This is a genomic window from Micromonospora chokoriensis, assembly GCF_900091505.1.
Lineage (GTDB): Bacteria > Actinomycetota > Actinomycetes > Mycobacteriales > Micromonosporaceae > Micromonospora > Micromonospora chokoriensis.
The window spans coordinates 3,671,116-3,684,008 of record NZ_LT607409.1; the positions used below are offsets into that span (position 1 = coordinate 3,671,116).

The window sequence follows — 12,893 nt, forward strand, 5'->3', positions numbered from 1 at the left end:
GTTGGTGTGGCACCTCCAGCGCGAAAACGATCATGTTAACGTTCACACTCATCGATGGCCTTCAGGCTGGCAGAAAATTCCAGGGATATCAACCGGTAGTTTCGGGCCTGTTGCGATCAGGCGGCTGGGCTGCGGGTCGCTGGTCACGCAACGACAGGGACGCCTGACCTCGGGACGTGGTCAGGCGTCTGCCCTGCGCGGCGCCGCGACGCCGGATGCGCTCCGGCCCAGGACGCCGAACGCCCTGGGCCGGAGTGGTGCCGCGTCGCTGATCAGGCGATTCTGATGTCGCTGCACCACATGTAGGTCTGGTCCATGTGGGACGCCTTCCAGATCACGAACAGGATGTGGTTCCCGCTGCGTCCGGACGCCGAGACGTTGAACGAGATGTTCTGCGCCGGCGCGTACCGCCCGGTCGTCGCGACCAGGTCGAGGTTGCCCCAGCCGAGCTGCTGCGTGGCCGGGTTGAAGCCCTGCTTGGTGACGTAGACCTGGAAGTAGTCAGCACCGTGGCTGGCCTGGTCGTACAGCTGGACCGTGAAGTTGCTGCTGACGGTCGTCGCCTTCCAGGCTCCCAGCTGGTTGAGGGAGTTGTTCCGGGAGAGGCCGTTGCTGCACAGCTGCCCGTTCGGGGTGCGGGCCTGGAACTGGCCGGCGAGGCCGTCGCGCAGCTGGCTCATCCAGTTCCACATGGTGTCGGGGTTGGACTGGAAGGCCTGGTAACACATCGGGTCCTGCTGCTGCATGGCCGGGTTCATGTGCTGGTTGCCCCAGGTCTTCCAGCACTGATAGGCCCGACTCGCCGGGTTGATGATGGTGCCGTGAGCCTGGGCGGCTCCGGTGAACGGCAGCGTGCCGACCACCATCGCGAACAGCAGGACGAGCGCTTGGAGCGACCGGCGGATGGTGGACCGGGACGGTCCGCCGGATTGACCTAACTGGTGTGAACGCACTGTTCATCCTCCGTTCGTTGGTGCGGGGGGTGGGAACGCTCCCAAGGCCACTGTTGCATTAACAGATGTAAATATCAATGTTGATCTGTCTATAGTCGGATGTGGATCGAGCTGTCCGTAATCGTCGGATCAATGACGGGTCTGCGCGCGGTGGTCCGCAGGTGCGGCGTCGCCCGCGCAGGCATCACCGCAGCGTCCGGACGGTCGGCCCGCCGTCTGGTGCTCCACGTCCGGTGGCCGGTCGTGTGCGGGAGCGACGCCCTGCGCGGCGTGGTCAGAGTCCGGCTGCCGCGTCATACCGGCGACGCTGGTCGGCCATCTCTGCGGCCGTCAGGGCCTCCTCCTGCGCCACCGTCGCGTACTTGGGCGGGAACATCTGCCGCAGCCGGTCGATGAACCTGACGTCCTCGGTCGCCTCGACCACCTGAATGCCCGGAGGGTCGGAGGACATGTCCATGATCACCGGACCGGCCAGCTTGACGGCCACGTCCCACGGGCGCTTCCGCTCGGCGACCCCGCAGAGGTGGAAGCCGTAGACCGTCTGCACGTCGGCGAGCGTGGTCACGTCGGCCGGCTCGTAACCGTAGACGCGGACGCCGCAGATCACCGGCGGCTTCTCCTCCCCGGCGGCCACCTGCTGGGCGCCGTGCCCGGCATGGTTGTGCTGCCCTGGGTCCGCCCGTTCGAGTGTCGTACGCATCCGGGCCACGATCTGCGCCTGTAGATCCGCCGGCTCCGCCTTCGAGTCGGAGCGGTTGAGTAGCACGGCCGCGCCGGCCGACGTCGCCAGCAGGATCACCGCCACCCACACCAGGCGGTGTCGGTACCACCCCGCGAAGCTCTCTCGGGAAATCATGACTGCTTCTCACCTCGTCGCCGGTTCTGATGCGCTGGCAGGCCGAATCGGACGCGGCCGGCGGGTGGGACATCGAGCGCGTCGGCCGCCGGGGACACGTGCCGGGGGTGCGAGCGGCGGCGGGCGAGGTTGCCTGCCGGCAGGACGCCCGTCGTCGTGGAGATGGCCCGGCGGCGCGGCAGGCGAGCGCCTGCCCAAGCGGCGCACTGCCGGCACTGCGATGCTCCCGTTGCATGCCGTTCCCAGCGCGGTTGCCCCCGCGCTGCGGCGATATGAGCCATTCCACCACGTCTGAAGGCGTTCTCGCAACATCGACCAGCGTCAGTGTTGGCGCAGCCGGACCTCCCTCGCCGAGGGCGGTCCGCGCGACACCGGCTCGGGGAAGGCCCCGGTCGGTGGTGACGGCCACAGCCTCGATAACTGGTTGGCCGAATCCGTCATGCAATATATTGCACGACGGAGCTGTTCAGCTGGTGAGGGAGGCCGGCCCGAGGGAGAGGGAGCGGACGGCGGCCCGGACGGGTGCGCCGCATGTGATCCGCGCCATGAACGGCCCGTTCAGCCCAGGGTTACGCCTTTCGAATGTGTCACGCCGAACGGCGGGCTGGGCGCGCCCAGCCGAGATCGACACCAGCCGTCGGTGTGCCGGGTGGCCCGGAAGATCGCACGACAGTTCCCAGGTGGACGGACGTAGAAAGGTGGGCATCGTGACCGTCACCCACGACGAGACACCACTGCTCTTCGGCGTGCTCGGGCCCGTGCGGGTGTGGCGCCAGGGCGACGAGGTGGATCTTGGCCCTCGCCAACAACGTCTGATCCTGGGTCTGCTGCTGGCCAACGCCGGGCAACCCGTCAGTGTCGGCGAGATCATCGAAGTGGTGTGGGGGCAGCGTCCGCCGCAGAGCGCCATGAACGTCGTGCACCGGTACGTGGGCGCACTGCGGCGTCTGTTCGAGCCCGGTCTTCCGGCGAGATCCGGCGGGCGATGGCTGCTGGGCGACGCCGCCGGATATCGGATGCAGGTCGACGCCGGCAACCTGGACCTGCTGAGACTGCGCTCCCTTGCCGACCAGGCCAGGTCGGACGAGGGCGCCGGACGGTTCGCCGAGGCGATGTCGGTCTACGAGGAGGCGCTCGGCCTGTGGCGTGGTCCGTGCGGCGGGGCGTCGAAGCTCGGCGCCAACGATCACCTCGCGTTCAGCGTCGTCGACCATGAGTGCGCGGACCTGGCCCGCGAGGCCACCTCGCTGGCACTGCGGCTGGACCGCGCCCGGTCAGTCCTTCCCGTGTTGCGCTGCGTGGCGGACCACCGTCCGTGGGACGAGGCACTACAGGCTCAGCTCCTCCTCGCGTTGTCCGCCGACGGGCAGCAGGCCGAGGCCATCGCGCTGTTCCAGAATGTCCGCCGTCGACTCGCCGAGGAGCTGGGCGTGGATCCGGGGGAGGAGTTCCGCGAGGCGTATCAGGTGGTGCTGCGGCAGAACGCCGCCGGAACCACCGCGCCGGTCACCGACGAGCCCTCGTCTCCGAGCCCACACGCGGGCCGGATGCAGGTCGCCCGTGCACCGTCGCTCACCGAGGTGCTGCCCGCCCAGTTGCCGGCCGACCTTCCGCACTTCACCGGCCGGGACGACGCGCAGCGCCGCACCCTCAGCCTGGTCAACGGTCACGTGTTGACGCAGACGTCGATGCCGGTGCTCGCCATCGACGGAATCCCCGGCATCGGGAAGACCTCCCTCGCCATCCACCTCGCCCACCAGTTGGCCGACGCGTACCCGGACGGGCAGTTGTACGTCGATCTTCAGGGCTTCGACCCCGACCAGTCCCTGCTGCATCCCACCGAAGCCCTTCAGGGCTTCCTCAATGCGCTCGGCGTCGCGGACGCCGACATGCCGGCGAGCCAGCACGCCCGCTCCGGCCTGTATCGCAGTGTCCTGGCCAGCCGCCGGATCCTCGTCGTGCTGGACAACGCCCACAGCGTCGAGCAGGTACGTTCCCTGCTGCCGGGCGCTCCCGGCTGCCTGGTGCTGGTGACCAGCCGCAAGCGCCTCACCGGGCTGGCCACGGCGCACGGCGCCCACCTGATGACGCTCGACGTCCTGTCGCAGGAGGACGCGCGAAGCTTCCTGACCGCACGGATCGGGACGGCCCGAACATCAGCGGACCTGCCGGCCCTGGACGAGATCATCGAACGCTGCGGGGGGCTCCCGCTGGCGCTCGCCGTGGTCGCCGGCCGGGCCCTGTCCCATCCGGATCACGCGCTGAGCGCCATCGCCCGGGAACTGCGAGACGCCCAGGGCAGCCTGGACGGCTTCTCCGACATGAGCAACGACATCCGGGCGATCTTCTCGTGGTCGTACCGAATGCTCGGTGCCCGTGCGGCCCGTATGTTCCGGCTGCTGTCGCTCCAGCCCGTTCCGGACGTCACGGTTCCCGCGATGGCCAGCCTCGCCGGTGTGCCAGTGGCCGAGGCGCGGCTGCTCGTCGGCGAACTGGTGGGCACCGGGCTGATCGTCGAACACACACCGGGCCGCTTCACCACGCACGACCTCGTCTGGGCATACGCGCGAGAGTTGGTCCACCTGCAGGAGGACGACGAGGCCAGGGAGCAGGCATCGCGCCGGATCGTCCAGCACTACCAGCAGACGGCGTATGCCGCCAGCCGGCTACTGGCCCCCGGGCAGGCGCTGGACCCGCCGAAGGCGATGGACACGGTGGCCGTCGGACAGGTGGACGACGCCACGGAGGCGGTCGCGTGGCTGAACGCCGAACGACACGTCCTCAAGGCAGTGGTCCACCGCCAGATCGAAGACGGGGACGCGGCGTCGGCCTGGCAGTTGGCGACGAGCCTGCGGATCTTCTACCAGCGCGAGGGCTGGTGGCAGGACTGGGCCACTGTCGCACGGGCATGTCTGCGGGCGGTCACCACCGCCGGGGACGCCATCGGCCGTGCGCGGATGGTGCACAGTCTTGCCGGCGCCGAACGTGCGCTGGGTGACGACGACACCGCCGCGCGTCTCCTGCGGCAGGCTCTGGACCTCTACAGCGGGCTGGACCGCCGGTCGGAGCAGGCGTTGGTGTACCGCGATCTCGGTCAGGTCAGCTCGACGCAGGAGAACTACCGTGATGCCGTGGCCTACCACGAGCGGGCTCTGCGCCTCGTCGAGTCGTTGGACGATCTGCCCAACCAGGTGTCCGTCCTGTGCGGTCTCGCCACCGCGTACTCCGGTCTCGGCCGGCACGACGCGAGCACGGACCTGGTCGGGCGGGCCCTGTCGATCGCCGAGGCGCTCGGTGACCTCGACGGCCAGGGGCTGTGTCACGAGACCCTGGCCCACTGTCGCCGCGCCGCTGGTGACCTTCCCGCCGCACTGGTGGGCATGAAGCGCGCGGCTGCCGTCTACCGGCAGGTCGGGTCGCGCATGGACAGGGTCGCGTGTCTGGTGCGCCTCGGCGACATCGCGGTGGTGGTGGACGACCGGGTCGGCGCCCGTGAGGCGTGGCAGGAGGCACGTGATCTGGTTCGTCATCTCAGCGTGCCGCAGGCGGCCGACATCCGCGATCGCCTGGAACGCCTCGATGCGGATACGGCGGCCCGCGCCCCGGTCGGGCGCTGAACTTCACGGCTGCGCTTCCGTCGTTCGAGGTATGGATGGAAGGGGTGACGCTCCCGTCGCTCTGGAACGGAACGGCACCGGGCGCGACCCGGACGGTCGTGCCGATGGCGGACATCCTGACCTTCCAGTTCGACGCCGCCCGGCGAAGGGGCCGGAGTCTTGCCGGCGCTTTCGGCCGTTTTTCCGTCGAGGGAGTGGCCGGTCACACGGTCTGAGCTTCCTTGTTGCCATACGTTGCATGCAATATACTGCACATCGGCCGGCGGTCGCCGGTTCGCACAGGACCCCGCCCGGGCTGAGCCGGTGCGGCGACGGAAGGGGAAACCCCATGAGCACCAACGGTCGAGGAATCGAGAACGTCGTGCTCGTACATGGCGCGTTCGCCGACGGTTCGGCCTGGCGTGGCGTGTACGACAAGCTGACGACCCTGGGCTACCGGGTCACGATCGTGCAGAACCCGCTCACCTCGCTGGAGGACGACGTCGCGGCGACCACGCGGGTGCTCGACCGGCAGAACGGCCCGACGATCCTCGTCGGCCACTCCTGGGGCGGCACGGTCATCACCGAGGCGGGAGTTCACCCGACCGTCGCCGGACTGGTCTACGTGTCCGCGCTGGCACCGGACGCGGGCGAGACCACCGCCCAGCAGTACGAGGGATTCGGCCCGACACCCGACTTCGTCATCGACGTCGCCGAGGACGGATACGGGTTCCTCAACCCCGACACGTTCAAGGCCGGGTTCGCCGCGGATGCCAGCGACGCCGACGCCGCCTTCCTGCGTGACTCGCAGGTGCCGGTCAACATGGCGGCCTTCTCGACGCCGGTGAAGAACGCCGCCTGGCGCGACAAGCCGAGCTGGGCTGTCATCGCGACCGACGACCGGGCCTTCGACCAGGCGATGCTGCAGCACATGGCCACGCGCATCAACGCGAAGATCACCAACGTCGCCGCCAGTCACGCCCTCTTCGCGACGCAGCCCGGCGTCGTCTCCGACGTGATCGTCACCGCCGCGCAGAGCGCCGGCGGCGCTCGCTGACGCACCACCATCCCCGATCCAGGGCCGGCCCGCACCTGCCTAGCAGCGCGAGCCGGCCCCGAGCTACCCGGAGCGTGACGCCGCATGTCCAGCACGACGTTCCAGGTGGCACTGTGGATCGAACTCCTCGCCGCTGGACTCGGCGGCCTTCAGGGCGCCCTGTTCGCGGCGGGGGAGAGGCATCGCCGCATCGACCTGCTCGGCGTCATCGTCATCGGGCTCGCCGTGGCGCTCGGAGGAAGCCTCCTGCGTGACGTCGTGCTCAACCAGCCGCCCGTCGTGATCTGGAAGAACTGGTACCTGCTGGTGGCCGGCGCCTCGGCGGTCCTGGGCATGCTGCTGCAGCCGGCGCTGGCGCGAGCCGGCTGGCTGATCACCGTGCTGGACGCGGTCGTCATGGGGCTGTTCGGCGCGATCGGGGCGTCGAAGGCGTTGTCTCTCGGCGTCGGCGAAGCCGGGGCGTTGGTCGTGGGAGTCATCGGAGCCATCGGGGGCGGCATGCTGCGCGACGTCATCCTCAGCCTGCCGATCTCCTTTCTCCAGGTCGGCACGCTCTATGCCGTCGCCGCCGGGGCCGGGGCCGGTGCACTCGTTCTGCTCACCGCGTTCGGCACCCCGATCCTGATCGCTGGTCTCGTCTGCGTGGCCGTGACCATGTCCGTCCGTCTGGGCGCCGTCCGCTTCGGCTGGACGTTCCCCGAGCAGCGCGCGGTACGCCCACGACGCCCTCAACCCGTGAAGACACCAGCTGAGTGACCGACTCACCGGGCACCGACCAGGAGACCGATCTGCCGTGACCAACCAAGACCACGTCGACGTCCTGCGCGAAACCGCACACCGGCTCCAACCCGAGCTGGTCCGTCTGCGACGGGACCTGCACGCGTTCCCCGAGACGGGTCTGCACCTGCCGCGTACGCAGGCGGCCGTCATCGAGTCGATCGACAGCCTGGGGCTGGAGGTGTCCCGCGGCGCCGGACTGACATCGGTGACGGCGGTCCTGCGCGGCGGCCGACCCGGCCCGGCGGTCCTGCTGCGCGCGGACATGGACGCGCTGCCGCAGACCGAGGCCACCGGCCTGGAGTACGCGAGCCGCACACCCGGCGCAATGCACGCGTGCGGGCACGACCTGCACACCGCCGCCCTGGTCGGTGCGGCCCGCACCCTCGCTGAGCACCGCGACCTGCTGGCCGGTGACGTGGTGTTCATGTTCCAGCCGGGCGAGGAGGGGTGGGACGGCGCCGGCCGCATGATCGACGAGGGGGTGCTCGACGCCGCCGGTTCGCGGGTGCGGGCGGCGTACGGCCTGCACGTGCGCTCCTACGGGACCTCGCGGGGAGTCTTCCGCAGCAGGCCGGGGGCGCTCATGGGCGGCGTCGACTCGCTCACCGTGACGGTGAACGGGAAGGGCGGCCACGCGTCGATGCCGCACCTGGCCAACGATCCGATCCCGGTGGCGGCGCAGATCATCACGTCCATCCCCGCGATGCTCACCCGCACCTTCGACCCGTTCGATCCGGTCGTCGTCACGATCACGACGATGCAGGCGAGTGCCGGATCGAACATCATTCCCGAGCAGGCCGAGCTCACCGGCACGATCCGCACGTTCTCGGAAGCGAACCGCGCGCGGGTCAGAGCCGAACTCGACCGGTTGTGCGAGTCGGTGGCCCAGGCGTACGGGACGACGGCGGAGGTCGCCTACGAGGACGGGTACCCGGTGACGGTGAACGACGCCGACGAGTACGAGTTCGCCGCCGCGGTGGTGCGGGACGCGCTGGGCGCGGACCGGTTCGCGCCGATGCCCGCGCCGATCGCCGCAGCGGAGGATTTCTCCCGCGTGCTGAACGAGGTGCCGGGGTGCTACCTGCACCTCGGGGCGAGCGCCGCCGCCGACCCGACGACCGCAGCGACCAACCACAGCCCGCACGCCGTCTTCGACGACTCGGTCCTGGCCGACGCGTCGTTCGTCCTCGCCGAACTCGCCCGACGCGCTCTCGATCGTCTCGCCGCGACCTGACCGCAGGTCCAGTGGTGCTACGGATGAGGCGTGCCGAAATTCAATCCGACATCGGTAATTTTCTGTCGATCTGATCACGGCACCGAATGGTTGTTTCCCCACCCTGTCAAGAGTGAGGCTGTCGGTGGAGCGAGGAACGGGCTGTTCGGCCCCGTCCCTCCGCAGGAACTCGACTCGGGAGGGTGCCACCATGGGCAGAAGGATTCGCGCCACGGCGGGTTTGACCGTGGCCAGTGTCGCGGCGATGGTCGGATTGCAAGCCCAGCCGGCACTGGCCGTCGACGTCCCGGAAACGGGGCTGAGCATTTTCGAAGGCACCTTCGCTCGCCCGGTCCTCCACGTGGCCGAACCCGACGGTAGTTGCCTGGCGATGCCGCCGACGGCGGACTCACTCACCGGCGAGCGCACCATCGAACAGGTCAGCGCGTTCACCGGTCCCAATTGCACGGGTGACCAGTGGAATCTCGGCACGTTCCGCACCTTCAAGGCCGGGAAGTACCAGTCGTTTCGCGCATACGTGTTCGACCGCCCCCAGGGCTGAACCACCCTGGTGGTCCGCCGGCTCGTCCGGGTGCCCGCACCCTGGCGAGCCGGCTCACTCGTCGATGAGGGCGTTGCGCAGGTACTGCGTTGCGTAGTGCGCGCGGGACTTGACGGTGCCGACCGGGACGCGTAGCCGAGCGGCGGTCTCATCGAGGGTGTGCCCCTTGACGTACAACTCCGTCAGCACGGACCGGTGGTCGGTGCTGAGTCGACCGATGGCGCGTCGCATCGTGACCGTGGCGATGGCCGTGTTCGCCGCCTCGCTCCCGAAGCCTGCGGGTTCGGTGTCGAGAAGGCTCACCTCGGCGGGTCGGGCCTGTCGCTTGCGGTGCGCGTCGATGGCCAGCCGCCGGGCCGCAGCGAACAACCAGCGCCGCTGCGACTCGGGCTCGGTCGGCACGGTGTCGAGCTTGCGCCAGGCACGCAGCATCGTCTCCTGGAGCAGATCCTCGGCGGTGTGGCCGACGCCGGGGGACACGAATCCGCGCAGAAAATAGAGCAGGGCGCTTCCGTTGTTCCGGTGAATGTCGCGCATGCGTTCCTCGGCGCGGCAGGTCGGAGGTGGTGTGGCGGATTCGTCGTGCGCGCGAGGCTCGGGCCCAATGGTGCTCGCCGCTCTGGTCATGATTCTTCCCTGTAAAAATCCGGCAGGTCAGATCAGAGCGTATAGAGAGGGAGTGGAAATCTACTTCAATGCTAGTTACGTCGACGTGGAAGAATTGCGCACCGACGCTATCCGTGGTGGGTGAAGAATGCGGCGCAAAGATATCCTGGCGGTGGGCTGATGCCTTCACCGCCCGGTGGCGAGGAGAGTCGACCGGGCAGGCCCAGCGGCAGCACCTACCCTCACTACATGATCGGACGTCGTCGTGAGCTCGCCGCCGTCCGACGACTGCTGGACGGCGCGGTCGCCGGCAGGGGCGGTTGCCTGATCGTCGTCGGACCGCCCGGATCGGGAAAGACCGCGCTCGGCGACGCGGCGGCGGACCTCGCCCGGCAGCGTGGCCTGCCGGTGGATCGGTCGACGGCAGCCGACGGAGCCGGCCCCCGGCTGGTGATCCTGGACGACCTCGACCAGGCCACGACGGAGGCCGACCTCGACCAGTTGGTACGTGGTGGGGCGGCGGTCCTGGCCACCACGGTCGAGGCGAGGCACCCCTGCCAGCACCTGTATCTGGCCCCACTGACCGAAGCGGAACTCGCTGCCGCCCTGCCGGGGATGCCGAACGGCACTGTGCACGCGGTATGGCTGCTCACCGCCGGCTGGCCCGGGCCGGCTCTCGACCTCGCGGCGGCCGTGCCGCCCGGCGCCGGCGAGGATGCCGTCGTCGAGTTTGCCCTCACCTCGCCTTCGCGAGGCCAGTTCCTCACCCTCGACACCGGTCTGGTCCGGCTGCTGGAGGACGCCGCGTCGCGGGCGTTGCCGCCGGCCACCCGGGCTCGTGTGCTGGTGCGGCTTGCCGGAGAGATGCTCGGCGACCCGTCCGCCCCGGCCCGACGGCGGGAACTCGTCGACGAGGCGGTTCGGCTCGCCAGGGACTCCGACGAACCGGGGACCCTCGCCGAGGTGTTGGACGGGCGGTTGCACGCGTTGTGGGACCCGGCTGCCGCCGACGAGCGTCTGTCCACGGCGTCCCAGATCATCGACCTGTCCCGCCGGGCCGGAGATGCCGTCCTCGAACGGCGAGGGTTGTTCTGGCGTTTCGTCGCGCTGGCCGAACTCGGTGACCTGGACGCGGCCGAAGCCGCTTTGGTGGCGTACGCCCGGGCGGGGGAGCGGGACGGCGACCCCGAGGCCGCGGTCATCGCCCTGTCCCGGCACGCCGTTCTGGCGCTGGTCCGGGGCCGCTTCGAGCTCGCGGAGGCGCTTGCCGTCGAGGTGACCGAGGCGGGTCGGCGGGTCGGCCTGGCAGACGCCTACCGGCTGACCGCGTCGGTGCGGGGTCGACTGGCTCTGCTGCGCGGCGACGCGGCAGGGGAGGTCGCGACGTTGCGCGCGCTCGCGCGGCGACTGCCCGGACACTTCTTCGAGGTCACCGCCGCCCGTGCTCTGGCAGAGTCGGGCCAGATCACCGAGGCCCTACTGGAGGTGGATCGCCTGCTGCCGTCGGTGCTGGCCGGCGCGGGTCCCCGCTGGCTCGGCGCGGTGGCCGACCTGGCCTTCGTCGCCTCGTTCGGCGCAGCGCCGACCGCCGCCGCGGCCCTCTACGATGCTCTCCTTCCCTACGCCGGTCGCCTGGTGGTCTGGGGTGGTGCGAACACCATCGCGGGGCCGGTCGAGGACTATCTGGGGCGTCTGGCCGCCCGGCTGGGGCGATCCGACGAAGCGCGGGCGCACTTCGACAGGGCTGTCGCCCAGGAGAAGCGGCTCGGTGCCCTGCCATGGCTGGCGGCCACCCTCGCGGCCCGTGGGGATCGGGCGCAGGCGGCCTCGATAGCCGAAGGGCTCGGCCTGCCGGTACCCGCCGGCCTGCCGGTGTCGTCCGACGAGACATCGCCACCGACGGCGTCGGACAACCCGTCGGCGGCCCACACCGAGCCAGGAGCCGACGTGTGGAGACTGGGACGCGACGGCGACGACTGGATCATCGACGCTGGTACGGAGCATGCCCGTCTTCGTGACGTCAGAGGTTTCCACTTCCTGCGTACCCTTCTTGCCGCACCCGGCCAGGAGATCGCCGCGCTGGATCTGGCCGCCGGAGGCGCCGGCCTCGTGGGGTCCGCGCCCGGACCGGTGCTCGACACCGAAGCCCGTGCGGCGTACCGCAAACGGCTCGACGACCTCGCGCGTCAGATGGACGTGGCAGACCGCACCGGCGACGTCGAACTCGCCGCGACGTTCGCGGCCGAGCGGAGCGCGCTGCTGGCTGAACTGCGGCGGGCCGCCGGCCTGGGGGGTCGGACCCGCTCGCACAGCGCCGAAGCGGAACGGGCCCGGGTCAACGCGACACGTGCCCTGCGGGCGGTGCTCACCAGGCTGGAGCCGGTCGCTCCCATCGTGGCGGCGCACCTGCGGGCGTCGGTGCACACCGGCAGCTACTTCCGCTATCAGCCCGCAGCCGGTGGGCCGACGCGCTGGCAGCTGTGACCGGGGCCACGTACGGTTCGTTCACTGCCTGGTTACGCCGAACGGGTATGTCATCTCCCATCGTTCTGCTCCACGGACTCACCTTCGATCGGCGGCACTGGGACCCTCTGCGTCGCGAACTCGCGGTCCTGCAACCGGACCGCAGGGTCCTCGCCCTGGACCTGCCGGGCCATGGCGACGCTCCACCCCGTGCGTCGTACGACCTGCGCGAGGTTGCCGAGATCGTGCACGGTCAGATCACCGCGGCGGGTCTGACCGGGCCGCCGACGGTGGTGGGTCACTCTCTGGGCGGGGTGATCGCCACGATCTACGCCGCTCGCCATCCCACGAGCGCCGTCGTCAACCTGGACCAGTTCCTGCTGCCGGGCCCCTTCGGCGACGTCGTGCGGGCGGCGGAGCCGGAGCTGCGTGGCCCCGGGTGGCGCGCGGTCTGGGATCGCATGCTGGCCGGCATGGGGATCGAGTCGCTACGAGGCGAGGCACGCCACCTCGCGGAGACCGCCACCGCACCGAGTCGCGATCTGCTGCTGGGTTACTGGAGCGAGCTTCTGCACGGCGACGACGGGCAGATCGCCGTCGATCGCGAGGCGGATCTGCGGACGATCGCCGCCCGGGGCGTCGGTTACCGGTGGGTGACCGGCGCGCAGCCGCCAGTTCCCTACGTCGAGTGGTTGACCGCCGCCCTACCCACGACCGTCGTCACCGTGCTGCCTGGTGGTCACCTGCCACACCTGGAACACCCGGCCCAGGTCGCCCAACTGCTGTACCAGGACGATCGGTCCTGAG

The 12,893-nt window shown here is 70.0% G+C and carries 10 protein-coding genes; 7 read left to right on the forward strand and 3 right to left on the reverse strand.

All coding sequences use genetic code 11. The annotated features are described in order from the left end of the window. Positions 1–272: 272 nt before the first annotated feature. Both GA0070612_RS17235 and GA0070612_RS17240 read right to left on the reverse strand, forming a co-directional pair. Positions 273–953, reverse strand: a complete 681-nt coding sequence (locus GA0070612_RS17235; protein WP_197699164.1) for a lytic polysaccharide monooxygenase auxiliary activity family 9 protein — start codon at positions 951–953, stop codon at positions 273–275. 274 nt (positions 954–1,227) lie between these two features. After that, positions 1,228–1,809 carry a hypothetical protein gene (locus GA0070612_RS17240; protein ID WP_088988824.1) on the reverse strand — a complete coding sequence of 194 codons (582 nt, stop codon included), beginning with the start codon at positions 1,807–1,809 and terminating at the stop codon, positions 1,228–1,230. Positions 1,810–2,489: 680 nt separating this feature from the next. Here GA0070612_RS17240 and GA0070612_RS17245 point away from each other — a divergent pair. From GA0070612_RS17245 to GA0070612_RS17265, 5 genes are all read left to right on the forward strand, one after another. Beyond that, positions 2,490–5,426, forward strand: a complete 2,937-nt coding sequence (locus GA0070612_RS17245) for an AfsR/SARP family transcriptional regulator (protein WP_167393640.1) — start codon at positions 2,490–2,492, stop codon at positions 5,424–5,426. 328 nt (positions 5,427–5,754) lie between these two features. Then, complete coding sequence (locus GA0070612_RS17250; protein WP_088988826.1) at positions 5,755–6,462, forward strand: alpha/beta fold hydrolase; 708 nt, start codon at positions 5,755–5,757, stop codon at positions 6,460–6,462. 84 nt (positions 6,463–6,546) lie between these two features. Next, positions 6,547–7,218 carry a trimeric intracellular cation channel family protein gene (locus GA0070612_RS17255; protein ID WP_088988827.1) on the forward strand — a complete coding sequence of 224 codons (672 nt, stop codon included), beginning with the start codon at positions 6,547–6,549 and terminating at the stop codon, positions 7,216–7,218. 37 nt (positions 7,219–7,255) lie between these two features. Continuing rightward, complete coding sequence (locus tag GA0070612_RS17260) at positions 7,256–8,476, forward strand: M20 metallopeptidase family protein (RefSeq protein ID WP_231924217.1); 1,221 nt, start codon at positions 7,256–7,258, stop codon at positions 8,474–8,476. A 190-nt stretch (positions 8,477–8,666) separates the two neighbouring features. Further along, positions 8,667–9,017, forward strand: a complete 351-nt coding sequence (locus tag GA0070612_RS17265; protein WP_157742523.1) for a hypothetical protein — start codon at positions 8,667–8,669, stop codon at positions 9,015–9,017. Positions 9,018–9,071: 54 nt separating this feature from the next. On the opposite strand, the gene GA0070612_RS17270 is transcribed toward GA0070612_RS17265, so the two are convergent. After that, entirely contained in the window at positions 9,072–9,554 is a 483-nt protein-coding gene (locus tag GA0070612_RS17270; protein ID WP_157742524.1) for a sigma-70 family RNA polymerase sigma factor, read from the reverse strand. Positions 9,555–9,872: 318 nt separating this feature from the next. On the opposite strand from GA0070612_RS17270, the gene GA0070612_RS17275 reads away from it, so the two are divergent. Further along, a complete protein-coding gene (locus tag GA0070612_RS17275) occupies positions 9,873–12,107 on the forward strand; it encodes an ATP-binding protein (RefSeq protein WP_167393641.1) in 2,235 nt (744 codons plus the stop codon). A gap of 47 nt (positions 12,108–12,154) precedes the next feature. Continuing rightward, a complete protein-coding gene (locus GA0070612_RS17280) occupies positions 12,155–12,892 on the forward strand; it encodes an alpha/beta fold hydrolase (protein WP_088988831.1) in 738 nt (245 codons plus the stop codon). The last annotated feature ends 1 nt before the right edge of the window (position 12,893 follow it).